At 60.5% G+C, this 23,384-nt stretch carries 20 protein-coding genes; 11 read left to right on the top strand and 9 right to left on the bottom strand.

The window, feature by feature from the left end:
* Window positions 1-45 precede the first annotated feature (45 nt).
* From lon to LVW35_RS17605, 3 genes are all read left to right on the top strand, one after another.
* On the top strand, window positions 46-2,442 hold the full coding sequence (lon, locus tag LVW35_RS17615) for an endopeptidase La (protein WP_233891320.1): 2,397 nt from the start codon (window positions 46-48) through the stop codon (window positions 2,440-2,442).
* 148 nt (window positions 2,443-2,590) lie between these two features.
* Window positions 2,591-2,863 carry an HU family DNA-binding protein gene (locus tag LVW35_RS17610; RefSeq protein WP_003174819.1) on the top strand — a complete coding sequence of 91 codons (273 nt, stop codon included), beginning with the start codon at window positions 2,591-2,593 and terminating at the stop codon, window positions 2,861-2,863.
* 226 nt (window positions 2,864-3,089) lie between these two features.
* The gene (locus LVW35_RS17605) at window positions 3,090-4,964 is read left to right on the top strand and encodes a SurA N-terminal domain-containing protein (RefSeq protein WP_233891319.1); all 1,875 of its coding nucleotides are present in this window, start codon (window positions 3,090-3,092) and stop codon (window positions 4,962-4,964) included.
* Between the two features lie 48 nt (window positions 4,965-5,012).
* Here the strand turns inward: LVW35_RS17605 and LVW35_RS17600 are convergent, their stop codons facing one another.
* A complete protein-coding gene (locus tag LVW35_RS17600; protein ID WP_233891318.1) occupies window positions 5,013-5,450 on the bottom strand; it encodes a helix-turn-helix domain-containing protein in 438 nt (145 codons plus the stop codon).
* Window positions 5,451-5,529: 79 nt separating this feature from the next.
* Between LVW35_RS17600 and LVW35_RS17595 the strand changes: the two genes are divergently transcribed.
* From LVW35_RS17595 to LVW35_RS17585, 3 genes are all read left to right on the top strand, one after another.
* Entirely contained in the window at window positions 5,530-6,024 is a 495-nt protein-coding gene (locus LVW35_RS17595) for a DUF2938 domain-containing protein (protein WP_233891317.1), read from the top strand.
* Between the two features lie 87 nt (window positions 6,025-6,111).
* On the top strand, window positions 6,112-6,711 hold the full coding sequence (locus LVW35_RS17590; protein ID WP_233891316.1) for a GNAT family N-acetyltransferase: 600 nt from the start codon (window positions 6,112-6,114) through the stop codon (window positions 6,709-6,711).
* Window positions 6,712-6,883: 172 nt separating this feature from the next.
* Window positions 6,884-7,657: a DUF2242 domain-containing protein gene (locus LVW35_RS17585; RefSeq protein WP_233891315.1), complete on the top strand. Its 774-nt coding sequence runs from the start codon at window positions 6,884-6,886 to the stop codon at window positions 7,655-7,657.
* A gap of 1 nt (window position 7,658) precedes the next feature.
* Here LVW35_RS17585 and aceE read toward each other — a convergent pair whose 3' ends face one another.
* The gene (gene aceE, locus LVW35_RS17580) at window positions 7,659-10,319 is read right to left on the bottom strand and encodes a pyruvate dehydrogenase (acetyl-transferring), homodimeric type (RefSeq protein WP_233891314.1); all 2,661 of its coding nucleotides are present in this window, start codon (window positions 10,317-10,319) and stop codon (window positions 7,659-7,661) included.
* A gap of 146 nt (window positions 10,320-10,465) precedes the next feature.
* Here aceE and LVW35_RS17575 point away from each other — a divergent pair, with 146 nt between their 5' ends.
* Window positions 10,466-10,936, top strand: a complete 471-nt coding sequence (locus tag LVW35_RS17575) for a MarR family winged helix-turn-helix transcriptional regulator (protein ID WP_233891313.1) — start codon at window positions 10,466-10,468, stop codon at window positions 10,934-10,936.
* Window position 10,937: 1 nt separating this feature from the next.
* On the opposite strand, the gene LVW35_RS17570 is transcribed toward LVW35_RS17575, so the two are convergent.
* The 3 genes from LVW35_RS17570 to LVW35_RS17560 form a co-directional block, all read right to left on the bottom strand.
* Window positions 10,938-11,942, bottom strand: coding sequence for a transketolase-like TK C-terminal-containing protein (locus tag LVW35_RS17570; RefSeq protein ID WP_233891312.1), 1,005 nt, complete (start codon window positions 11,940-11,942; stop codon window positions 10,938-10,940).
* Between the two features lie 317 nt (window positions 11,943-12,259).
* Entirely contained in the window at window positions 12,260-13,288 is a 1,029-nt protein-coding gene (locus LVW35_RS17565; protein ID WP_233891311.1) for an AraC family transcriptional regulator, read from the bottom strand.
* Entirely contained in the window at window positions 13,285-14,415 is a 1,131-nt protein-coding gene (locus LVW35_RS17560) for a carbon-nitrogen hydrolase family protein (RefSeq protein ID WP_233891310.1), read from the bottom strand. Before LVW35_RS17560 ends, LVW35_RS17565 begins: the two co-directional genes overlap by 4 nt.
* A 212-nt stretch (window positions 14,416-14,627) precedes the next feature.
* Here LVW35_RS17560 and LVW35_RS17555 point away from each other — a divergent pair, with 212 nt between their 5' ends.
* Together LVW35_RS17555 and LVW35_RS17550 are read left to right on the top strand one after the other, a co-directional pair.
* Window positions 14,628-16,667, top strand: coding sequence for an NADPH-dependent 2,4-dienoyl-CoA reductase (locus tag LVW35_RS17555; RefSeq protein ID WP_233891309.1), 2,040 nt, complete (start codon window positions 14,628-14,630; stop codon window positions 16,665-16,667).
* A 58-nt stretch (window positions 16,668-16,725) separates the two neighbouring features.
* A complete protein-coding gene (locus LVW35_RS17550) occupies window positions 16,726-17,610 on the top strand; it encodes a 1-aminocyclopropane-1-carboxylate deaminase/D-cysteine desulfhydrase (RefSeq protein ID WP_233891308.1) in 885 nt (294 codons plus the stop codon).
* Here the strand turns inward: LVW35_RS17550 and LVW35_RS17545 are convergent.
* The 3 genes from LVW35_RS17545 to LVW35_RS17535 all read right to left on the bottom strand — a co-directional run bounded on the left by LVW35_RS17545 (window position 17,600) and on the right by LVW35_RS17535 (window position 20,217).
* Entirely contained in the window at window positions 17,600-18,157 is a 558-nt protein-coding gene (locus LVW35_RS17545; protein ID WP_233891307.1) for a cytochrome b, read from the bottom strand. The genes LVW35_RS17550 and LVW35_RS17545 overlap by 11 nt on opposite strands.
* Before the next feature lie 114 nt (window positions 18,158-18,271).
* Window positions 18,272-19,099, bottom strand: a complete 828-nt coding sequence (phnX, locus tag LVW35_RS17540; protein WP_233891306.1) for a phosphonoacetaldehyde hydrolase — start codon at window positions 19,097-19,099, stop codon at window positions 18,272-18,274.
* Window positions 19,096-20,217 carry a 2-aminoethylphosphonate--pyruvate transaminase gene (locus LVW35_RS17535; protein WP_233891305.1) on the bottom strand — a complete coding sequence of 374 codons (1,122 nt, stop codon included), beginning with the start codon at window positions 20,215-20,217 and terminating at the stop codon, window positions 19,096-19,098. Before LVW35_RS17535 ends, phnX begins: the two co-directional genes overlap by 4 nt.
* A gap of 110 nt (window positions 20,218-20,327) precedes the next feature.
* Here LVW35_RS17535 and LVW35_RS17530 point away from each other — a divergent pair, with 110 nt between their 5' ends.
* Together LVW35_RS17530 and LVW35_RS17525 are read left to right on the top strand one after the other, a co-directional pair.
* A complete protein-coding gene (locus LVW35_RS17530) occupies window positions 20,328-21,185 on the top strand; it encodes a LysR substrate-binding domain-containing protein (RefSeq protein WP_233891304.1) in 858 nt (285 codons plus the stop codon).
* A gap of 99 nt (window positions 21,186-21,284) precedes the next feature.
* Window positions 21,285-21,992, top strand: coding sequence for a YebC/PmpR family DNA-binding transcriptional regulator (locus LVW35_RS17525; RefSeq protein ID WP_010209440.1), 708 nt, complete (start codon window positions 21,285-21,287; stop codon window positions 21,990-21,992).
* Between the two features lie 60 nt (window positions 21,993-22,052).
* Here the strand turns inward: LVW35_RS17525 and LVW35_RS17520 are convergent, their stop codons facing one another.
* On the bottom strand, window positions 22,053-23,351 hold the full coding sequence (locus LVW35_RS17520) for a protein kinase (RefSeq protein WP_233891303.1): 1,299 nt from the start codon (window positions 23,349-23,351) through the stop codon (window positions 22,053-22,055).
* Window positions 23,352-23,384: the final 33 nt, after the last annotated feature.

Genomic DNA, 23,384 nt, shown 5'->3' with positions numbered 1-23,384 from the left:
ATCTTGGTTTCAAGCTTATTTTTCATCTGTCATAGAGGCGAAATCATGAAGACCACCATCGAATTGCCTCTCCTGCCGTTGCGTGATGTCGTCGTCTATCCGCACATGGTTATCCCGCTGTTCGTGGGGCGCGAGAAGTCTATCGAAGCCCTCGAGGCCGCGATGACGGGCGACAAGCAAATCCTGCTGTTGGCCCAGAAGAATCCTGCTGACGATGATCCAGGCGAAGACGCCCTGTATCGTGTCGGCACCATTGCTACCGTACTGCAATTGCTCAAGCTGCCTGATGGCACCGTCAAGGTGCTGGTGGAAGGCGAGCAACGCGGTGCGGTTGAGCGTTTCATGGAGGTGGACGGCCACCTGCGTGCAGAAGTGGCGCTGATCGACGAAGTCGAAGCCCCGGAGCGCGAGTCCGAAGTGTTTGTGCGCAGCCTGCTCTCGCAGTTCGAGCAGTATGTGCAGTTGGGCAAGAAGGTCCCGGCTGAAGTGCTGTCCTCCCTCAACAGCATTGATGAGCCGAGCCGCCTGGTCGACACCATGGCCGCGCACATGGCGCTGAAGATCGAGCAGAAGCAGGACATTCTCGAAATCATCGACCTGCCGGCCCGTGTCGAGCATGTACTGGCACTGCTGGATGCCGAGATCGACCTGTTGCAGGTCGAGAAACGTATCCGTGGTCGTGTGAAGAAGCAAATGGAGCGCAGCCAGCGCGAGTACTACCTGAATGAGCAGATGAAGGCCATTCAGAAAGAGCTTGGCGACAGTGAGGAAGGCCACAACGAGATCGAAGAGCTGAAAAAGCGCATCGATGCTGCCGGTCTGCCGAAAGACGCCCTGGCCAAAGCCACCGCCGAGCTGAACAAGCTCAAGCAAATGTCGCCGATGTCGGCGGAAGCCACTGTGGTGCGCTCCTACATCGACTGGCTGGTGCAGGTGCCGTGGAAGGCTCAGACCAAAGTACGCCTGGACCTGGCGCGCGCTGAAGACATCCTCGATGCCGACCACTACGGCCTGGAAGAAGTCAAAGAACGCATCCTCGAATACCTCGCCGTGCAAAAGCGTGTGAAGAAGATTCGTGGTCCTGTGTTGTGCCTGGTAGGCCCGCCAGGTGTCGGTAAAACCTCTTTGGCCGAGTCGATTGCCAACGCGACCAACCGTAAATTCGTGCGTATGGCCCTCGGTGGCGTGCGCGATGAGGCGGAAATTCGTGGTCATCGCCGGACGTACATCGGTTCGATGCCAGGAAGATTGATTCAAAAGATGACGAAGGTGGGGGTGCGCAACCCGCTGTTCCTGCTCGATGAAATCGACAAAATGGGCAGCGACATGCGTGGCGATCCAGCCTCGGCCTTGCTGGAAGTGCTCGATCCTGAGCAAAACCATAATTTCAACGACCATTACCTGGAAGTCGACTACGACCTGTCCGACGTGATGTTCCTGTGCACCTCGAACTCCATGAATATCCCACCAGCGCTGCTGGACCGGATGGAGGTGATTCGTCTGCCGGGTTACACCGAAGACGAGAAGATCAACATCGCCGTCAAATACCTCGCGCCCAAGCAGATTTCGGCCAACGGCCTGAAGAAGGGTGAGATCGAATTCGAGGTCGAGACGATCCGCGATATCGTGCGTTATTACACTCGCGAGGCCGGTGTACGGGGCCTGGAGCGCCAGATCGCGAAGATCTGCCGCAAAGCGGTCAAGGAACATGCACTGGAAAAACGCTTCTCCGTGAAGGTCACTGCCGACTCGCTGGAGCACTTCCTGGGCGTGCGTAAGTTCCGTTACGGTCTGGCCGAGCAGCAGGATCAGGTAGGACAGGTGACTGGCCTGGCGTGGACTCAGGTGGGCGGCGAATTGCTGACCATCGAGGCTGCGGTTATCCCGGGCAAGGGCCAACTGATCAAGACCGGCTCTCTCGGTGACGTGATGGTCGAGTCCATCACTGCCGCACAGACCGTCGTGCGCAGCCGCGCCAGAAGCCTGGGGATCCCCCTGGACTTCCACGAGAAGCACGACACCCACATCCACATGCCGGAAGGGGCGACCCCGAAGGACGGCCCTAGCGCAGGCGTAGGCATGTGCACGGCCCTGGTGTCGGCACTGACCGGGATACCGGTGCGCGCCGATGTCGCCATGACCGGGGAAATCACCCTGCGTGGCCAAGTATTGGCTATCGGTGGTTTGAAGGAGAAATTGCTTGCCGCGCACCGGGGTGGTATCAAGACGGTGATCATTCCTGAAGAGAATGTTCGCGACTTGAAGGAAATTCCTGACAACATCAAGCAAGATCTGCAGATTAAACCCGTTAAATGGATTGACGAGGTCCTGCAAATTGCGCTGCAATACGCGCCGGAGCCCTTGCCGGATGTGGCTCCGGAGATAGTTGCAAAGGACGAAAAACGCGAGTCTGATTCCAAGGAAAGAATTAGCACGCATTAATGCGATTAAGCCTGGGGGCTTCCTTGACAGCTTTTTAGAGCCCTTGTTATAAAGCGGCTCTTAAGTGTCTGTAGGCCATTCAGCACTGGTTTTTGCTTTCACCAAAAAACTTAGAATCATACTCAATAGATATGTAAGGGGACTTAGAGTGAACAAGTCGGAACTGATTGATGCTATCGCTGCATCCGCTGATATCCCGAAAGCTGCTGCTGGCCGTGCGCTGGACGCAGTAATCGAATCCGTCACTGGCGCTCTGAAGGCCGGCGACTCCGTGGTACTGGTAGGCTTCGGTACTTTCTCTGTGACTGACCGCCCAGCTCGCACTGGCCGTAACCCACAGACTGGCAAAGCACTGCAAATCGCTGCTGCCAAGAAACCAGGTTTCAAAGCCGGTAAAGCCCTGAAAGAAGCCGTTAACTAAGCTTCGATCCAGCCTTTACCTACCCGGGCCGAACGCAGGTTCGACCTGGGAGCGGAGCGGCAGTTGACCCACGTATATCGGGTCGCCAAGCCGGGGAGAACTAGAGCCCCCATCCGCTCCGCCAGTTGCGAGAAGGCGCATCCTTGGATGCGCCTTTCTTATATCCGTACTCTACCCACGCTCCACGGTTGCCCATTCTTGAAGTTCAACCGTTTCTGGGGGACGCATGCTGCAAAATATCAGGGACAATTCACAAGGCTGGATTGCCAAGACCATTATCGGGATCATCGTCGCATTGATGGCGTTCACCGGTATCGAAGCCATTTTCCAGGCTTCGGGTAACAATAAGCAGGACGTGGCCAAGGTCAACGGTGAAGAAATCACCCAGACCGAGCTGAGCCAGGCCGTCGACATGCAACGTCGCCAGCTGATGCAACAGCTGGGCAAGGATTTCGATGCTTCCCTGCTGGACGAAAAACTATTGCGCGAAGCGGCCCTCAAAAGCCTGATCGATCGCAAGCTGCTGCTGCAAGGTGCTGCCGATTCCAAGTTTGGCTTCTCTGAAGCTGCACTCGACCAGGTGATTTTGCAGACGCCGGAATTCCAGGTGGAAGGCAAGTTCAACGCCGAGCGCTTTGATCAGGTGATCCGCCAGCTGGGCTACAGCCGTATGCAATTCCGTCAGATGCTGACTCAGGAAATGCTGATCGGCCAGATTCGCGCAGGTATCGCCGGCAGCGGTTTTGTCACCGACGCCGAAGTGCTGGCATTCGCTCGTCTGGAAAAACAGACCCGCGACTTTGCCACCGTCAACATCAAGGCCAACCCTGGCGCGGTGAAACTCACCGACGACGAAGTCAAGGCTTACTACGACCAGCACGCCAAAGAGTTCATGACCCCTGATCAAGTGGTCATCGACTACCTGGAACTGAAGAAGTCTTCTTTCTTCGACCAGGTTACCGTGAAGGACGATGAGCTGCAGGCTGCCTATCAGAAAGAAACCGCCAACCTCGCTGAACAGCGTCGTGCCGCGCACATCCTGATTGAAGTCAACGACAAGGTCACCGACGCGCAAGCCAAGGCCAAGATCGAAGAAATCCAGGCGCGCCTGGCCAAGGGTGAGAAGTTCGAAGCCCTGGCGAAGGAGTTCTCCCAGGATCCGGGCTCGGCCAACAGTGGCGGCGATCTCGGCTTTGCTGGCCCTGGCGTCTACGACCCGGACTTCGAAACCGCGTTGTACGCGTTGAACAAGGACCAGGTTTCGGCACCGGTACGCAGCACCTTCGGTTGGCACTTGATCAAGCTGTTGGGCGTTGAGGCACCGCAAGTGCCGACGTTTGCCAGCCTGAAAGACAAGCTGACCAAAGAGCTGAAGACCCAGCAGGTTGAGCAGCGTTTTGTCGAAGCGACCAAGCAATTGGAAGATGCTGCATTCGAAGCCTCCGACCTGGCCCAGCCGGCGTCCGACCTGAAGCTGACCGTGCACACCTCCGCGCCGTTTGGCCGTGAAGGTGGTGAAGGTGTTGCGGCCAACCGTGCCGTGGTCACCGCTGCGTTCAGCCCGGAAGTGCTGGATGAGGGGGCCAACAGCACCGCCATCGAGCTGGATCCGGAAACCATCATCGTGCTGCGTGCCAAAGAGCACCTGAAGCCTGCGCAACTGCCGCTGGAAAGCGTTTCAGCAGCGATTCGCACGCAGATGGCCAAGGAGCGCGCCAGCGCGGCTGCCAAGGCTCACGCTGACGAGTTGATCGCTAGCCTGCGTGATGGCAAGACCCCGCTGAACCAGCCGGTCGACGGCCAGGCGTGGAAGGTCACTGAAGCGGCTACCCGTAGCCAGGACGCGATCGATCCTGCCGTGCTGCAAGCCCTGTTCCGCATGCCCAAGCCTGCGGCCAAGGACAAGCCGACCTTCACCACTGTGACCCTGTCCGATGGTAGCCTGGTGATCGTGCGCTTGAACGGTGTCAACGAAGCCGCTGCTCCAACGGACGAAGAAAAGGCGCAATACCGCCGCTTCCTCGCTTCCCGTGTTGGTCAGCAGGATTTCGCGGCTTACCGTAAGCAGCTGGAAACCAAGGCTGACATCAAGAAGTTCTGATGTCGGTTTGAATGAAAAACCCCCGGGCTGAACAGGCCGGGGGTTTTTTTATGGGCGCTGGAGTGCGCTGCCCGGTGGTGTACGTATGACCCTGCTTCTTTTCAGGGCGCCGGCGGCGACCTTGAGCAAGCGCTGGAAATTCGGGCATTGCCCATGGTCAGGTGCCGGGCAGGCCGCGGCATGCCGCAAGCCCTGGCTCATCGCTTTCAAGCGCTTGATGGTCGCGTCGATGCTGTCGGCCTTGTCCAGCAACAGCTGTCTGTCCACCTGCAATGCGCCCTTAAAGGGCAGCATGCTGCGGATTTCATCCAGCGACAGGCCGCCGGCTTGTCCGAGGGCGATCAGCGCCAATCGATCGAGCACGTCGGGCCTGAAGTGGCGCCGTTCCCCTGGGGCACTGGTCGCGGTGATCAACCCGGCCTTCTCGTAAAACCGCACGGTGGAGGAGGGCAGTCCCGTACGCCGGGCCACTTCCGAGATATCCATGATGCCTCCCTTGACTTGAAGTTGACTTCAACTTCTATCCTGCCTGTGAACGAAGGTCTCATCAATCAGAGGACAGGCAATGTTGTCGATGGCAGAAGGCGTAAGGTTGGTATTGGTCGGGGTGGGTGCGACCGTCTTGATGGACGTGTGGTCAATGCTCCTGAAAGCGTTGGGTGTTGCAACGCTTGACTATGCGATGGTGGGTCGTTGGGCGGGCCACCTCTGTCGCGGCACGTTCACCCATGCCAGCATCGGCAAGGCGGCGCCGGTACGCGGGGAAGCTTCCCTGGGGTGGGCGATTCACTATGCCGTCGGGATTGCCTTTGCAGCGCTGCTGGTAAGCCTCTACGGTGTGCAATGGTTGCGGGGGCCGACGTGGTGGCCTGCGCTGGTGGTGGGAGCGGTCACGGTAGTTTTCCCTTACTTCGTGCTGCAGCCCGCCATGGGCGCGGGTGTGGCGGCGTCTCGTACGGCCACGCCCTGGAGAAATCGCCTGCGAAGTTTGGTGTCCCATTGCGTGTTTGGCGGCGGCTTGTACCTTTCGGCGGTGGCGCTTGCACGGGCAGTGGGTTAGGTAGGCGGCAGTATTGTGTGATGGGGACTTGTGTCAGTCGGGTTTGACACAGATGCTAGAGGACCACTGACGAAGGAGTGTCCAAACATGTGGATTCAAGGAAGCAACAGCCTGGTGATCCGTCGTGCCGGCGCGGGAGATGCTGCTGCTGTACTGCAGGTGTTCGACGAGGTGATTGCCTGGTTTGTCGCCATCGGCAACCACGGTCAATGGGGCACCGAGCCCTGGTCGACGTCACCCCGGCGGATCGTGCAGGTAACTGAAGCTTGCGCGATGCCCGACGCGTGGGTCGTAGAAGGCCCTGACGGGCGCATTCACGCGGCCTTGGTACTGGGTGAGCCCATGCCTTACGTTCCTCCGGCAACTGAGCCGGAGGTGTACGTGCGTCTGCTGATCGTTGCACGAGATGAACGTTTACGTGGCCTGGGTCGGCGTCTCATGGCGTTCGCCGATGAGCGCGCCGGCGCCCTGGCTGTGCAGCGCTTGCGTGTGGATTGCTACGGTGGTGGGAGCGGCGATCTGGTGCGGTTTTATGAGTCTTGTGGGTATGAACGCCTGTCAACGTTTGACGTGGAGGGGTGGCCGGGCCAGTTGTTGGGGCGCAGTCTTGAGCCCAGCGGCAAGGGCCAGCAGCATCAGCCGCATGACGGTCCAAGCAAATGCGGCGACGGCCCAGCCCTGCAGTAACACACCGCCCTGTCTCGGCCAAAGTGCGCGTTTTTATTGATCATATGTGTGCAAGGAGGTTTCCTACGGACGGTGTCGTGTAAGGCTGTGACGTTTTACCGACAGGAATGCGCGCGCCAAGGCAGCGTTCTGTTGCACAATACCGCCCGGACCGTTTTCCTCAGGATTTTCAATGTCGACATCATTTCACTTGCGTAGCCTCGGGCTGGCGCTGGTGCTGGCGGGCGCCGCGGGCTGCTCGTCACCCAAGACCGCCATTTATGAACATGAGAATTTCGACGACTCCGGTACGTTTTCCCGGGATTACCCGGTCACTGACGTCGCCGCGTGCGAAGCCGCACGGCGCGCCTTGCTGAGCCAGGGCTACATTATCACCAGCAGCGACCCGAAACTGGTGGTGGGTAACAAGAGCTTCCAGCAGACTGGCGAAACGCACCTGCAGATCAGCTTCAACGTGGTGTGTGCCGATGATGGCAAAGGCACCAACCATTCGACGATGTTCGCCAATGCCTTGCAGGATCGCTACGCGCTGAAGAAGGTCAACAACTCCGCGAGCCTGGGCGTGGGCGTACTGGGCTCGGTGTCGATGCCGATCGGGTCCACCGATGACTCCATGGTGAAAGTGGCGAGCGAGACCGTGTCTGCGCCGAAGTTCTACGAGCGTTACTTTGCACTGGTGGACGTGTTCCTGCCGCAAGAGGTGAAGAAGGCCGAGAACATCCCCGAGAAGCCCAAGGCTGACCTCGGCATGCCGGAACCCAAAGCTGCGCCCACTGCCGAAAAGGTCGAGCCACCGAAGGAAGAGCCTGCTGTGTCACAGCCGGTGGCACCTCCTGTCGAAGCTGCGCCGATTGCGCCGCAGGCCGAGCCTGCACCTGCGCCAACCAATCCCGAGCTGCCACCGCCGACAGAAGCCATTCCGCCGCTGCCGACGCCTGCGCAGTAACTCAGACCGCTACGGGATTCGCCTTGTCGACGTTGATCCCGTAGCGGCTGATGGCTTCGCTGACTTTTTCGCGACCCATCACGCCGTCATCCGCCAAGGCCTTCAAGGCCGCCAGCGCGATGAAATGCCGGTCCACTTCGAAGAATGCACGTAGGGTTTCACGGGTATCCGATTGCCCGAAACCGTCCGTGCCCAGCGTTACAAAACGCCGACCGGGAATGAAGGCGCGAATCTGATCGGCGAAGAGCTTCATGTAGTCGGTCGCCACCACCACCGGCCCGGTTTGCCCGGCCAGACATTGCTCCACATAGCTCATTCGTGGGTCGCTATCCGGGTGTAGCAGGTTCCAGCGTTCTACCTCATGCCCCTCACGGCGCAATTCGGTGAGGCTCGTTGCGCTCCATACATTGCTGCGCACGCCGAAGTCCTTTTCCAGCAGGTCAGCCGCAGCCATCACCTCGCGCAGGATTGAACCACTACCCATCAGTTGCACCTGCGCCTGGTTGCTTCCACTCATCCGGTACATGCCCTTGAGAATGCCTTCTTCAGCACCCTCTGGCATTGCCGGGTGCGGGTAGTTTTCGTTGAGCAAGGTGATGTAATAGTAAATGTCCTCCTGTTGCTCATACATCCGCCGCATGCCCTCGCGAATGATCACTGCCAGCTCGTAGGCAAACGTCGGGTCGTAGGACACGCAGCACGGGATCACCGACGACAGGATATGACTGTGCCCATCGTCGTGCTGCAAGCCTTCACCCATCAGCGTGGTGCGTCCGGCCGTAGCGCCCAGCAGGAAACCGCGCGCACGCGCATCGCCTGCCGCCCAGGCGAGGTCGCCGACCCGCTGGAAGCCGAACATCGAATAGAAAATATAGAACGGCACGGTCATCAGGCCGTGGTTGCTGTAGGACGTACTGGCCGCAATCCAGGAGGAAATGGCGCCGGACTCATTCAGACCTTCCTGCATGATCTGCCCGTCTTTGCTTTCCTTGTAGTAGCTCAGTTGCCCTGCATCCTGTGGGGTATAGAGCTGGCCCACGGCGGAGTGGATACCGATCTGACGGAACAGGCTTTCCATACCAAAGGTGCGTGACTCGTCTGGCACGATGGGCACGATCAGTTTGCCCAGTTGCGGATCTTTGAGTAGGGTGCCGAGGATACGCACAAAGGCCATGGTGGTGGAGATCGAGCGCTCGCCCGTGTCCTTGAGCTGGGTAGCAAAGGCGCTCAGCTCAGGGATTTGCAACGGTTCGACCGCACTGTGTCGTGCCGGTACATAGCCGCCCAAGGCCTGGCGGCGTGCAGCGAAGTAGCGGGCTTCTTCGCTGTCAGCGGCGGGTTTGATGTACGGAATGTCGGCAAGTTGGTCGTCGGCCACTTCCAGGCCGAAGCGGTCGCGGAAAGCTCTTACAGCCTCTGCACCCATCTTCTTGAGCTGGTGGTTGATGTTCTGACCTTCGCCGGCTTCACCCATGCCGAAGCCCTTGACGGTTTTTGCCAGGATTACGGTGGGCTGGCCGCTATGGCGCACGGCAGCCGCATAGGCGTTGTAGATCTTGTCCGGGTCATGTCCGCCCCGTGAAAGTTTCCAGATTTCGTCGTCGGACATATCCGCAACCAGCGCGAGTAATTCCGGGTATTTGCCGAAGAAATGTTCGCGCACATAGGCGCCGTTCTGTGACTTGTAGTTCTGATAATCGCCGTCCACGCATTCCATCATGCGCTGGCGCAGCAGGCCGCTCTGGTCTTTATCCAGCAAGGCATCCCAGCCACCGCCCCAGATTACTTTGATCACGTTCCAGCCGGCGGCGCGGTACAGGCTTTCGAACTCCTGGATCACCTTGGCGTTGCCGCGCACCGGGCCGTCCAGGCGTTGCAGGTTGCAGTTGACCACGAAGATCAGGTTGTCGAGTTTCTCGCGACCGGCCAGGGAGATGGCCGCCAGCGATTCCGGTTGGTCCATTTCGCCATCACCGAGGAAGGCCCACACCTTGCGTCCTTGGTGCGACTTGAGGCCACGCAATTCCAGATAACGCATGAAACGCGCCTGGTAAGCGGCAGTGATCGGGCCAAGGCCCATGGACACGGTGGGAAATTGCCAGAAGTCCGGCATCAGCCTGGGGTGCGGGTAGGATGAAATACCTTCGCCACCGGCTTCGCGACGGAAGTTGTCGAGTTGCGCTTCGCTGATGCGGCCTTCCAGATAGGCGCGGCCATAGATGCCAGGAGAAGAGTGGCCCTGGATGTACACCAGGTCGCCATCAAAGCTGTCAGTACGCCCACGGAAGAAGTGATCGAAGCCTACGTCATACAGCACCGCGGCTGACGCATAGGTCGCAATATGCCCGCCGACACCCGAGTGCTTGCCTGCGCGCAACACCATCGCCATGGCATTCCAGCGGATGTACGCGTTAGTGCGACGTTCGATGGCCAGGTTGCCGGGATAGGGGAGTTGGCGCTCCACCGGGATGGTGTTGACGTATGGGGTGGTGACCCGCCCGTAGAAATCGCCATGGCGCGCCACATCGAAATCCAGCAACTGATCGATCAGGTAATGCGCGCGCGGGCGGCCTTCGGTGGACAACACCGATTCGATGGACTCCAGCCATTCGCGGGTTTCCTGTGGATCATCGTCGCGTCTGACTGCGTTGTTCGGGGTCATGTGAGGCTCCAGGGTCGGCGGATTTCAAGTGGCGGACTCCTTGTGGGAGTACCGACTAAAGTGATTGCAATTGCAACTACATAGCCGAATCTAGCGCGAGATGAGCTACTATTGCAACCTTCTTGAAATTCCTCGGATGGTGTTGCATGTCGTCGAAAGAGCCTGATGTATGGTTCCGTTTTGTCAGGGCTCACAGGACGGTCATCCGTGAAATCGAGCGTCGTCTGGCCGAGGCGGACCTGCCGCCGTATGCCTGGTATGACGCACTGTGGGGCTTGGAAAGCGGCCCCGACGGCACTCGCCGCATGCACGAGTTGGCTGATGTGCTGGCCATTGAGCGCTACAACCTGACGCGTTTGGTCGACCGCCTGGAAAAGGACGGCCTGGTCGTGCGTTCCCGCTCCGACGGCGATGGCCGGGCGGCCTTTGCCTCGATCACCGATGCGGGGCGGGTGCTGCGTAAACAAATGTGGAAGATCTACGAAAGCACCGTGGATGAGTTGTTTTTGTCGCAGATCGAACCGGAGCAGCGCCAGGGGTTTGCGGATGCGCTGGAGCGCACGGCGGGGTTGGCGATGGAGGCCGGTGTGCAGGTCCGGGGGCGGCGCAAGGGCTGATTCATTTAAGCTGATAGCGCAACAGGGCGCGTTCGACATGCAAGGCATCCAAACGGCCTTCATCGGCCAACGCTCGCAGCGCCGCTACCACGATCCAACAGCAACTCGGCGTCGATGCCTGCACCGAGCCTGCACCCAACGCGACAAAGGGTGCGTCAATGTAGCCTGCCAACTGATCGACAATCGGCTGCGCGTAACCAGTGACGGCAATCACCGGCGTCGCATTCCCGGCCAGGCAATCCTGCAGATGGCAGCTGCGTTTGGCGGCGGTGGGGTGCAGACGATTCCAGCGCTCGGCGGTTGCTGCTTCGCGCGCCAACCGCGTGTAACTGGGGCAACTCCACACCTGTGCCGTCACGTCCCATTCCTGTTCCAGCCGTTGCGCCGCCTGGATGACTTGCGCGAGCGCCTGGCCGGCGCCGAGCAATCGCACATCACTCGTCCGATCGCGCTGTATCGCATACATGCCCTTGAGCGCGTCCTCACGATTTTCTTCACTCAACGCCACGGTGCAGATCTGGTCATGCAGCGCCAGGTAGTAAAAGCCGGGCTTGCCTTGCACATACAGCGCGTTCAAGCCAGCCATTACGATTGCTCTGGCTTCTGCGCCGGAGGCAGGGTCATACGGTGTGCAGTGTGGATGGGTCGTTAGCCATAACGGCAGAGAGGGTTGAGTGCCCTTGGGCCAGGGAGAGGGCTGATTTTCGATATCGTTGCAGAGGATGCCCCGCTGCTGCGTCGCGTCCGCCAGTGCTGACAATTGCGCGGACGATTGCGCGCTGTGTAAGTACAGCATGGGTTTTTCCCCCGTGTTACGGGCGAACCACGTGGGCCAGTTGCCCTTGCGCGTGGAGCGTGACTGACCGCGAATGACCCACGCCTGCCGACTGGATTCGAGGGTGTGGGCCATGGTCATGACGGTGTAAAGCGGCGAGCTTTGTGGGTGTTCGATAAGGTTCAGTGCATCGATGCAGCGTTGCGCGGAGTGCACGGTAGAGGCAGGCATGAGTCGATCCCCGGATAACGGATGCGCTCACCCTAAAGGAAATGACCATGTGATTGCAATTGCAACTATAAGTCCGGATGCTAAATCTCCACAACGCTGCTACGTTTAATTCTGGAGTGCAGGAACGTCGTGGCGCAGACATTTTTTCGTCATGACGGCACTTTAGGCTGGCTGTGCAGGTCATTTATCTGCAGCCACTCTTAACTCAAGAAGGAGTCCAGCATGGACGATTACCAGGAAGAACTGCTCGAGTACCACGCGATTGAGCTGGACCCGCTGGAACCGGCTGACGACGCTACAGAGCTGTAACACCGACTTCAGGCGGAATGCCGCTGACTGCGGCGAAATTCCCCTGGGGTCTGGTTGTTCCATCGCCTGAAGGCCCGTTGAAACGCCTGGGCCGAGGCAAAACCGAGCAAGTAGGCGATCTCGCCGAACGCCAGTTCCGTATCGCGAATGTAGGTCATGGCCAGGTCGCGGCGGGTATCGTTGAGAATCGCGCGGAACTGAGTGCCTTCTTCGGCCAGTTTGCGGCGCAGTGTCCAGGTGGGCAGTTTCAAGCGTGCCGCCACTTCTTCCAGGTCGGGTTCCCGGCCGCCATTGAGCATGGGCCCGAGCAACCGGGTAATGCGCTCGCGCAGGCTGCGGGTGCGGGTCAATTGCTCCAACTCTCGCTCACAGAGTTGTAACAACAGATTCCAGGTGCTGGGGCAATGCTGTGGATTGCGCAAGGCCAGGGTCTGCTGGTTGAGGCGCAATTGGTTGGCTTCGGCACCAAAGTGGATGTCTCCCAGCGCGCCGTACTGATCGATGTATTCCGGCGCCTCGAACTCGATGTCGATACGCTGCGCCTGCACGGGTTGCTGGGCGAGGCTCGACAGCTGGTGCAGCCAACCGGCGATGATCGAGTCCACCACAAAGCGGTTGTAGGCGTTGTAGGGGCTGATGGAGTAGAAGCGCAGCCAGGCGCCTTCGGCATCTTCGACAAAGCTCGACTGTCCACGATAATTGGAGCCGTACAGCGCTTCGAAGCGGGTGAGCGCGCGCGCGGCTTCGCGCACGTTGGGGGCCTGAGCGGCGGTGACGCCCGCCAGACCGCCTTGGCTCAAGCGGCTGAACTGGCCCATACGCAGACCCAGCCCCGGATCGCCGGTGAGTTGGATGGCGGCATGGCCAAGACGCATGTAGCGCGGGATCGACAAACGCGCACCGGCTTCGGCCAGGCGCGCCGGGTCGAGGCCGTATTGCAGCAGCAAGGGTTGTGGGTCCCGGCCGTGGCTGTGGACGGCGTCGGCCAGGGCGTGCACGAAACCCACCGACAGATCCCCCAGCCGTACGGGCTTCACAGCCAGATATTCAACAAACGCGCGCCACGGGCCTCGCCATCAGCGCTGATTTGCCCGTTGCTGCTGAGAAAGCTATGCCCGGCCGTGCCCAGGTCCCAGAACTGGCCACGCAGGAACACGCTCATGCCGGCGTTGGCCTGGCTGACGGGTTGTTGGCTGATCAGCGTGAGCCGACGCCAGGCTTCGCCCTCGCTGAGCTCTTCGGGCTTGAGGCTGATTTCGGTCGGTGTGGACACGCTTTTGAAGCCGCGCCAAGGACGGTCCCAGGTTTCGCGACCCAGCACAAAGGCCGGCACAGCAATCAGCTGCGCGCCGTGTTCGTTGAGCTTGCGGTAGTTGTCCGGATACCAGCTGTCGCTGCCGACCAGTACGCCCAATCGGCCAGCCGGGGTGTCGACCACGCTGACGACGTTTTCATCACCAGGTTCGATAAAACCGCGTTCGTCGTAGATTGGATAAAGCTGGCGCTGCGGATCACCGATCGGTAAGCCATCGGCGGCAAACACCACGCTGGCGTTATACAAAGCGCCATGGCCGATCTGCAGTTGGCCCTGGCTGACACTCGGGTTGGGCAGGGTGATGGAGCCGGCTACCAGCGTGACGCCGAACTCCTTGGCCAGGCCACCGAACAGGACTTGGTAGTCCCGCGCCATGCCATCGGCTTTCATGCGCAGGTAGGCGTCGTCGGTGCGGTTGTCGCCGGTGGCGCTGATCCAGGCGCGGACGAACAGCAGCGGGTTGCTCACCGACAGCCAATTCATCGCATCTTTGGCGTGGAGGGCCTGGTACACCTCGTTTTTTTCGCCGGTGAGCATCAGCCAGGTACCAATATGTTCTGGCAGCACCACGATGGTCTTGTCGTTGATCAGCCCCTGGTCGCGGGCTTTTTGCAGGTAGGCCGCGAGTTTCAGGTGCAGGCGTTCCAGGCTTTGGTAGTCGGCGGGAAACAGCTCCGGCTGGATGCCCAGCAGGTTGCCACGGTCGGCCGGAAGGCCTTCGTTGACGGCCAGGGTGATACGCAGGTCCGACAGGTAATGCGCCACGGGGCGCTCCTGGGTCCAGACCAGATACGCGGCGACGGCGGCAACCAGGGCCATGGTGACGGTAAAAGCTAGAAGTTTACGCATGGGGCAACAGACAACAGACCGTGTGCAGGGTTCGCCGACTAGGGTAGGGCCCATGGGCCTACTTGCCAAGGGGCGCTGTGCATTTGGATCAATAAGTTGTCAGTTTCAGTCATTGAGCCGTCGTCCACCGCCTCTTAGTCTGTGGGACATAAACCGATGGCAGGCCATTCGAGCCTTCCACGTCCCGTGATGATCCGTTGTGGAGCTTGACCATGACCGCTGTTGTTTATCCGCACCTGCTGGCCCCGTTGGACCTGGGTTTTACCACCTTGCGCAACCGTACCCTGATGGGTTCGATGCACACCGGCCTGGAAGAAAAAACCGGCGGTTTCGAGCGCATGGCGGCCTATTTTGCCGAGCGCGCCCTGGGTGGCGTTGGCCTGATGGTCACCGGCGGCATCGGCCCGAATGACGAGGGCGGTGTGTACGCTGGCGCGGCCAAGCTGACCACCGACGAAGAAGCGCAAAAGCACAAGATCGTGACCAGGGCCGTGCATGAAGCGGGCGGCAAGATCTGCATGCAGATCCTCCACGCCGGCCGGTATGCCTACAGTCCCAAACAGGTTGCGCCAAGCGCGATCCAGGCGCCGATCAATCCGTTCAAGCCCAAGGAATTGGATGAAGAGGGCATCGAAAAGCAGATCCAGGATTTCGTCACCTGCTCATTGCTGGCCCAGGTCGCCGAGTACGACGGCGTGGAAATCATGGGCTCCGAAGGCTACTTCATTAACCAATTCCTCGCGGCGCACACCAACCACCGCACCGACCGCTGGGGCGGCTGCTACGAAAACCGTATGCGCCTGGCCGTGGAAATCGTGCGTCGCGTGCGTGAAGCCGTGGGCCCGAACTTCATCATTATCTTCCGCCTGTCGATGCTCGACCTGGTGGAAGGCGGCAGCACCTGGGAAGAAATCGTACAGTTGGCCAAGGCGATCGAAGGCGCTGGTGCCACTATCATCAACACCGGGATCGGATGGCACGAAGCGCGTATCCCAACCATCGCCACCAAAGTGCCGCGTGGCGCGTTCAGCAAAGTCACCGCCAAGCTGCGCGGTGCGGTGAAGATTCCGCTGATCACCACCAACCGCATCAACACCCCGGAAATCGCCGAGCAGATCCTCGCGGAGGGCGATGCCGACATGGTGTCCATGGCACGCCCATTCCTGGCCGACCCGGACTTCGTCAACAAGGCTGCCGCCGGTCGGGCCGATGAGATCAACACCTGCATCGGTTGCAACCAGGCGTGCCTTGACCACACCTTCGGCGGCAAGTTGACCACGTGTCTGGTCAACCCACGAGCGTGCTACGAGACTGAACTCAATTACCTGCCCGTCAAACAGATCAAGAAGATTGCTGTGGTGGGCGCCGGCCCTGCAGGCTTGGCGGCTGCCACGGTGGCGGCAGAGCGCGGTCATCAAGTGACGCTGTTCGATTCCGCCAGCGAAATCGGCGGCCAGTTCAACATCGCCAAACGTGTGCCGGGAAAGGAAGAATTCTTCGAAACCCTGCGCTACTTCACACGCAAATTGCAGACCACCCACGTGGAACTGTGCCTCAACACCCGCGTCGACGTGGCGCAACTGACGGCAGGCGGTTACGACGAGATCATCCTCGCCACAGGTATCGCACCGCGTACCCCGGCGATTCCAGGCGTCGACAACGCCAAGGTGCTGAGCTACCTGGATGTGATCCTGGAACGCAAACCGGTGGGCAAGCGTGTGGCGGTGATCGGCGCGGGCGGTATCGGTTTCGACGTGTCGGAATTCCTCGTGCATCAGGGCGTTTCCACCAGCCTCGACCGTGAAGCGTTCTGGAAGGAATGGGGCATCGACAGTCAACTGCAAGCCCGTGGCGGCGTGGCGGGCATCAAGCCTCAGCCGCATGCTCCGGCGCGTGAAGTGTTCCTGCTGCAACGCAAGACTTCCAAGGTCGGTGACGGCCTGGGTAAAACTACCGGCTGGATCCACCGCACCGGTTTGAAGAACAAGCAGGTGCAGATGCTCAACAGCGTCGAGTACCTGAAGATCGATGATGAAGGCCTGCACATCCGCCTCGGCGCCGAGGGTGAACCTCAGGTGTTGGCGGTGGACAACATCGTCATCTGCGCCGGCCAGGACCCGCTGCGCGAATTGCAGGAAGGCCTGGTCGCGGCCGGCCAGAACGTGCACTTGATCGGCGGCGCCGATGTGGCGGCCGAGTTGGACGCCAAGCGCGCCATCAACCAGGGTTCGCGCCTCGCGGCCGAGCTGTAAGACCCGAAGCGGGGCGGTGTTAGACTACCGCCCCGTTTTTCATGCAGGTCCCCCCCCGATGGGTCCCTTCGAATGGCTTCCCTACGCACCGCTTGAACCTTTGCGCCTGGATTGGCTGAACGGTGTCGAGCTGGCCGTGTTGCGCCTGGACCGTATCGACCCGCTGATCAGCGGTAACAAGTGGTTCAAGTTGACCGGGCATCTGGCGCAGGCGCAAAACGCTCGCGGCATCATCAGCCTAGGCGGTGCTTATTCCAATCATCTGCATGCGTTAGCGGCGGCGGGGAAACGCTTCGGTTTTCCTACGGTTGGCCTGCTGCGCGGACATCCTCAAGACAATCCCACCGCCCACGATCTCAAAGCCTTCGGCATGCACCTGCATTGGCTGGGTTATGGCGACTATCGTGCGCGGCATGAGCCGGGTTTCTGGCAACCTTGGCGCGAGCAGTATCCCCACCTTCATCCTGTGCCCGAAGGCGGTGGCGGGCTTGCCGGTGCGTCAGGCTGTAGTGTGCTGGTGGAGCAGGCTCGCGCGCAGTTGCCCGCACTGGGCTGGGCTGACTACGACGCTTGGTGGTTGGCGGCGGGCACCGGCACCACTTTGGCGGGGTTGGTGCTGGCAGAGGCGGGCGCGCACCCGGTGTACGGCGCCCTGGCGGTGCCGGATGACCACGGCGTGGCCCAGAACGTCGACGCCATCGTGCAAGGCGGCTATGAACTGCTGGACGCCAGCCGAGGGGGCTTCGCCAAAGTCGACCCGGTGCTGCTCGACTTCATCGACACCACGCAACAGGCCTGTGGCCTGCCCTTGGAGCCGCTCTACACCGGCAAGGCGTTACTGGCCTTGAAGGCGCAGATCGAGGCCGGGCGTTTTACCCCCGGCACTCGCCTGATCTTCGTTCACACTGGCGGCCTTCAGGGCGGCCGAGGCTTCACGGGTTAGCGCGCTTGCCTGGCATCATGCGCAACGCCGTGTTGTCCCGCAGGATGTAATGGTGAGCAATCCCCGCCAGCGCATGCAGCCCGATCAGCCAATAACCGACCTTGCCGAACCACACATGCCAACCTTCGATCTGCTTGGCCAGCTCTTTGTTCTCCCCGATCAACGGTGGCAATTCCATCCCGTAGAACATCACTGAATGCCCCTCGGCACTGACGATCAGCCAGCCGGCGATCGGCATGCCGATCATCAACGCGTACAGCGCAATGTGCATCAGCGTCGCCAACAGGCTCTGCCATTGCGGCGGCGCCGGCACGATCTTTGGCGCCACCCCCAGGCTGCGGGCGAATAACCGCAGCCACACCAGCACAAACACGGTGAGGCCAAACATGAAATGCATCTCGACGATCAACGTTCGCGCTCCGCTGCCTTTGGGGAACTGGCCGCGTAACTCAATGCAGGCGTAAACCACCGCCAGCAGCACCACCATCAACCAGTGCAGCGCGATCGACATAGTGCTGTAGCGTGTATCGGAGTTTTTCCACGGCATCGCTGGGGTCCTCACTCATCAGGGCAAATCTCCATTCTTTGGTGACGGAGTCCTCTTACTGTATGCCGGTTTTGAGCGGTTTGCCTGACGTAAATGCCCTGGTTTTGACCTCGGTCAGTGGCTTTGCGGCATTTCCCCACGGGCCAGGCGCGCGTTGATGTCGGTGATGACCGCAGGCAGGTCATTGAGGGTGTCGATCAGGTAGTGCGGGCGCGAGCCTTCGAACATTGCCTCGATACGCTCGCGCTCGCTGGCTAAGGCGGCGGCGTCCAAGGCACGGAACTGCGCGTAGGTCAGGCCCAGCGCATTGCCGGAGCAGGTCAGGGCCACGGTCCACATGCCGGCGCGGCGGCCTTCGAGGATGCCCGGCACGGTGTCGTCGACCTTCAGGCACGCCGCCACATCGTCGATACCCAGTGCTATCACGTTGGCCAGGGCCTGGGCCGGCCATGGGCGACCGTTTGGCACCTCGTCGGTGGCGACCACGTGGTCGGCGATGTAGCCGTTAGTGGCGGCCAGGGCGACGACTTTATCCATGACTTGCTTGGGATAGCCGGAGCAGGAGCCGATCTTGATGCCTTGCACGCGCAGCCGGGCGATGGTGTCGAGGGCGCCGGGAATCAGCGCCGAGTGTTCGGCGATCTTCTCGATCTGCAACGGCATGAAGCGCTGGTAGATGGCAGTCACGTCGTCATCGGTCGGCGTACGCCCGAAGGCTTTGCGATAGCGTTCGGCAACTTGCGGCTGGTCGCACAGGGTTCGAATGTGATCCCACTTGCCCATGCCCATCGGGCCACGGGCTTCTTCGATGGAGACTTGCACGTCGAACTCGGCAAAGGCTTCGACAAAAATCTGAGTGGGAGCGAAAGAGCCGAAGTCGACCACGGTGCCGGCCCAATCGAGGATCACAGCCTGAAGGGTGTTGGGGTTCTGATAGTTCATGCGTGTGCTCCGGAAGCAGAAAGGGTGATGCCCATGGTTTGCAGTACGTCGGCAATGGCGGTGACGGCGGCGTGCATGTCGGCTGTGCCCACATGTCCGATGCAGCCCACGCGGAAGGTTTCCACCTGAGTCAATTTGCCCGGATACAGGATGAAACCCTTGGCCTTGACCTGTTCGTAGAAGTCCTTGAACCGATAGCGTGGGTCTTGTGGCGCGTGGAAAGTGACGATGATCGGTGCCTGGATGTCAGCCGGCAGGAAGCTGCGCAGGCCCAGTTCGGCCATGCCGTCCAGCAGCGCCTTACAGTTGCGGGCGTAACGCTCATGGCGGGCGGGTAGACCGCCTTCCTCGGCGTATTGCAGCAGTGCCTCGTGCAGCGCCGCGACCACATGCGTCGGCGGGGTGAAACGCCATTGGCCGGTCTTGGCCATGTAGGCGTGTTGATCGAACAGGTCCATGGCCAGGGAGTGGCAGTTGCCTTGGGCGGCGGCCAGCGCCTGTTTGTCGGCAAACACAAAGCCCATGCCCGGCACACCTTCCAGGCATTTGCCGGAGGCTGCAATCAGCGCGTCGAAGGGCACTTCGCGGGCATTGATCGGCAGCGCACCGAAAGAGCTCATGGCGTCGACGATCAGGCGCTTGCCATGGCGTTTTACGATCTGCGCGATTTCCGCCAGGGGGTTGAGAATGCCGGTGCTGGTTTCGCAGTGGATCAGCGCGACGTGGGTTATTGCCGGGTCCGCGTGCAAAAGGCGGTCAACATCGGTCGCCGTGGTGGGTTCGTCCTCGGCGGTTTCAAACGTGCTGAACTCGCGGCCAAGCACTTCACAGATTTTCGCCAGACGCTTGCCGTAGGCGCCGTTGATCAATACCAGCACCTTGCCATTGCGCGGTACCAGGGTGCCGATGGCGGCTTCGACGGCAAAGGTGCCGCTGCCTTGCAAGGGCACGCAGTGGTGGCTGGCGGCGCCCTCGATGATTGCCAGCAATTGCTCGCAGACGCTGGCGGTGAGCTGGTTGAAGGGGGCGTCCCATGAACCCCAGTCCACCAGCATCGCCTGGCGGGTGCGGGCGGACGTGGTCAGCGGACCGGGGGTGAGCAGGAGGGGCGTCGTCATTACAAATCCTCGCGAAGCATCGGTTGAATCTACGGCGCCTAAATTGCAGTTTGGCTTGTCATCAATCAAATTGTTTGTTGTTATGCGAGCTATCAGTGAGGCCGATAGCTATGAATCTATTCCAGTTGCGTGCATTCGATGCCGTAGCTCGCGAGGGCAGTTTTACCCGTGCGGCGGCGCGGTTGTTTATCAGTCAGCCGGCGGTGACTGGGCATATCAAGGCCCTAGAGGAGCACTACCAGATTCCACTGTTGCGCCGCACCGCCAGACGCGTGGAGTTGACGGAAGAGGGCGCGCGACTGGCGGCGATCACCCGGACCATCTTCGGCTTGGTTGACGAGGCGCAAACGATGCTGGAAGCCAACCGCCAATTGCTCACCGGGCGCCTGGAAGTCGCGGCCGACGGCCCACACCTGGTGATGCCGATGATCGCCAACCTGCGCGTGCGTTACCCCGGCATCACCGTTAACCTGCGCCTGGGCAATGCCCAGGAAACCTTGGCGGCGTTGCTATCGGAGCATGCAGATGTGGCAGTGCTGACGGAGGTGGAACCGCGCAACGGTTTGCATCTGCAGCCCCTGAGTGAGTCGCGGATCTGCGCGCTGCTGCCGGCCAGCCACCCGTGGGCGGCGCTGCCCAAAGGGATTCACCTGGCACAACTCAATGAGGTGATCATGGTGCTGCGCGAGCCGAGTTCCATCACCCGGCGCACCTTTGATGACGCCTGCCTGGCAGCCGGGGTGCAGCCCAAGGTGCTGCTGGAACTGGACAGCCGTGAGGCGGTAACTGAGGCTGTTGCCGCCGAATTGGGGGTGGGCGTGGTGTCGTCTATGGAGGTCAGCCCGGACCCTCGGGTGCGGGCGATTCCCTTGCAGGGCGACAAGCTGGTCAACCGGCATATGCTCGGCTGCATGGAGCGACGCCGCGCATTGCGCTTGATTCAGGCGTTTTTCGAGTTGGCGCCCTGAGGGTTTTTTGGTGGAACGTTGCGTTTTTGCCCTATAAACTCTGCCCCCAAAGCGCCGGCCAGTAGACGTTTCGGCGCGATGGACAAAAGAGAGTGAGTCATGGGCGCACAGTGGAAAGTCAAACATAAAGAAGCGGCAGCCAATGCCAAGGGCAAGATCTTCGGCAAGCTGGTGAAAGAAATCACCATCGCCGCGCGCAACGGCGCCGATACCTCCACCAACGCCCACCTGCGTCTAGTGGTGGAACAGGCCAAAAAGGCCTCGATGCCCAAGGAAACCCTGGACCGCGCCATCAAGAAAGGCGCCGGTCTGCTCGGCGAAACCGTGCAATACCACCGCGTGACCTATGAAGGGTTCGCGCCGCACCAGGTACCGCTGATCGTCGAGTGCGTGACCGACAACATCAACCGCACCGTGGCGGAAATCCGTGTGGCATTCCGCAAGGGCCAACTGGGCGCTTCCGGTTCCGTGGCCTGGGACTTCAACCACGTCGGCCTGATCGAAGCCTCGCCGGACAGCCCGGACGCCGATCCGGAAATGGCTGCCATTGAAGCCGGTGCCCAGGATTTCGAAGAGGGTGAAGAAGAAGGCACCACCCTGTTCATCACCGAGACCACCGACCTCGATGCCGTACAAAAAGCCTTGCCGGAGCAGGGCTTCACCGTGCTGTCGGCCAAGCTGGGCTACATCTCGAAGAACCCGGTAAGCGGTTTGAGCGATGAGCAGATGGCTGAGGTTGAAGCCTTCCTGGAAGGTTTGGACAACCATGATGACGTGCAGGATATGTTCGTCGGCCTGGCTGGCTGATATCCGGCAGAATATACGCGGTCAAAATGTGGGAGCGGGCTTGCCCGCTCCCACATTGGTTTAGTGGTGCTGGATAGAACCCAGCAAGGTTTCGATTTCGTCGAACCCCGGCCGCGCCAATACATCGGGCTGACAGCATCTTTGCTGCAGTGCCAGTAAGGTTGCGTCACTTGTCTCAACCCGCTCCAGCAACTCCCCCAACAACACCCCGAACGCCCTCACTTCAATCCGCTGCAACGCCCTGGTTTCCACGCTATCCGCCGTGGTATGGAACGACGCCGCGCCAAAATCCCCCAGCAAGCAATCGCCCGCTTCATTCCACAGAATATTGTGGCCGTAGAGGTCGCCGTGGGTAATGCCGTGCCGGTGTAGATGCGCCGCGACCGACGCGATGCCCCGCGCCATGCGCAGTGCCACTTCAAGGCTGAAGCGAGCACTCGGGTCATAGATGTCACGGGTGCACGAAGCGAGGCTCGGCAAGGCCGCGAGGTTGCGGTAGCTCGGGTCGATCAGGTCCATCACCAATGCAGCCTGATCATCCGGGTGGCCGACAACGCGGCCCTCGACCTTGATCAGGTTGGGGTGCAATCCGGCGGCGATGCAGGCCTGCATTTCGTGCAGCGGCGAGCCATCACTGGTGATGGTACCTTTATAGAGTTTGACCGCGACGGGTTTGCCTGACGGTTTCCACAGAGCCTTGCGGATAACGCCGGAAGCGCCTTCGCCGAGCACTTCGGCCAGTTCCAGTTCGGACCAGAGAACAGTTGCGGTGGTGTCATCGCCATTCACCTCTATGTCCATTTCCACCGGGTTACCAGCATAGGCCAGCCACGTCAGGCTCGGCAGTGTCAGCAGCCACTGCGGCAGGCGAGTGAAGCGGTTGGCCGCGATGCGAAGTAATTCAAGATTGTGGCAGTTGGCCAGGCTTTCCGGCAGGTCCGCCAGTTGGTTACCCGCGAGCATCAGTTTTTGCAGCAGCGGTCGTTTGCCCAGTTCGTCGGGCAACTGGCTGATGCGGTTATCGGTCAGGATCAACCAGCGCAACATCGGCGGCAGCGCGGCGGCAGGCACGTGGCTGATCTGGTTGGCCTTGAAGCCGATCATGCTCAGTTTGGCGCACTGGCCCAGGCAGGCCGGCAGCGCGGTGAACCGGTTGTCCGAGCAGAACAGCACGCGCAGGTGCGGCAGGCGGTGCAGGTCGTCTGGCAGATGGCTAAGGGCGTTACCGCTGAGGTTGAGGATTTCCAGGGAATCGGCCAGCTCGAAGATTTCCCGCGGGAATTCGGTCAGCCCGCAGGACAGGTCCAGGCGCGTGATACCGGCCAGTTGGCCGGCCTTGAGTTGGGCTAGGGTATGCATGAACGGCGCAGTCACTCGGCAAGGGGGCGTAAA

The sequence above is a fragment of the Pseudomonas sp. HN11 genome, assembly GCF_021390155.1.
Classification (GTDB): Bacteria; Pseudomonadota; Gammaproteobacteria; order Pseudomonadales; family Pseudomonadaceae; genus Aquipseudomonas.
This window is presented reverse-complemented; position numbering and strand designations above follow the sequence as displayed.

Coding starts and splice junctions, on each gene's coding strand:
- lon (WP_233891320.1), top strand. CDS start 46: ATGAAGACCACCATCGAATTGCCTCTCCTGCCGTTGCGTGATGTCGTC.
- LVW35_RS17605 (WP_233891319.1), top strand. CDS start 3,090: ATGCTGCAAAATATCAGGGACAATTCACAAGGCTGGATTGCCAAGACC.
- LVW35_RS17600 (WP_233891318.1), bottom strand. CDS start 5,450: ATGGATATCTCGGAAGTGGCCCGGCGTACGGGACTGCCCTCCTCCACC.
- LVW35_RS17595 (WP_233891317.1), top strand. CDS start 5,530: ATGTTGTCGATGGCAGAAGGCGTAAGGTTGGTATTGGTCGGGGTGGGT.
- LVW35_RS17590 (WP_233891316.1), top strand. CDS start 6,112: ATGTGGATTCAAGGAAGCAACAGCCTGGTGATCCGTCGTGCCGGCGCG.
- LVW35_RS17585 (WP_233891315.1), top strand. CDS start 6,884: ATGTCGACATCATTTCACTTGCGTAGCCTCGGGCTGGCGCTGGTGCTG.
- aceE (WP_233891314.1), bottom strand. CDS start 10,319: ATGACCCCGAACAACGCAGTCAGACGCGACGATGATCCACAGGAAACC.
- LVW35_RS17575 (WP_233891313.1), top strand. CDS start 10,466: ATGTCGTCGAAAGAGCCTGATGTATGGTTCCGTTTTGTCAGGGCTCAC.
- LVW35_RS17570 (WP_233891312.1), bottom strand. CDS start 11,942: ATGCCTGCCTCTACCGTGCACTCCGCGCAACGCTGCATCGATGCACTG.
- LVW35_RS17560 (WP_233891310.1), bottom strand. CDS start 14,415: ATGCGTAAACTTCTAGCTTTTACCGTCACCATGGCCCTGGTTGCCGCC.
- LVW35_RS17555 (WP_233891309.1), top strand. CDS start 14,628: ATGACCGCTGTTGTTTATCCGCACCTGCTGGCCCCGTTGGACCTGGGT.
- LVW35_RS17550 (WP_233891308.1), top strand. CDS start 16,726: ATGGGTCCCTTCGAATGGCTTCCCTACGCACCGCTTGAACCTTTGCGC.
- LVW35_RS17545 (WP_233891307.1), bottom strand. CDS start 18,157: ATGCCGTGGAAAAACTCCGATACACGCTACAGCACTATGTCGATCGCG.
- phnX (WP_233891306.1), bottom strand. CDS start 19,099: ATGAACTATCAGAACCCCAACACCCTTCAGGCTGTGATCCTCGATTGG.
- LVW35_RS17535 (WP_233891305.1), bottom strand. CDS start 20,217: ATGACGACGCCCCTCCTGCTCACCCCCGGTCCGCTGACCACGTCCGCC.
- LVW35_RS17530 (WP_233891304.1), top strand. CDS start 20,328: ATGAATCTATTCCAGTTGCGTGCATTCGATGCCGTAGCTCGCGAGGGC.
- LVW35_RS17525 (WP_010209440.1), top strand. CDS start 21,285: ATGGGCGCACAGTGGAAAGTCAAACATAAAGAAGCGGCAGCCAATGCC.
- LVW35_RS17520 (WP_233891303.1), bottom strand. CDS start 23,351: ATGCATACCCTAGCCCAACTCAAGGCCGGCCAACTGGCCGGTATCACG.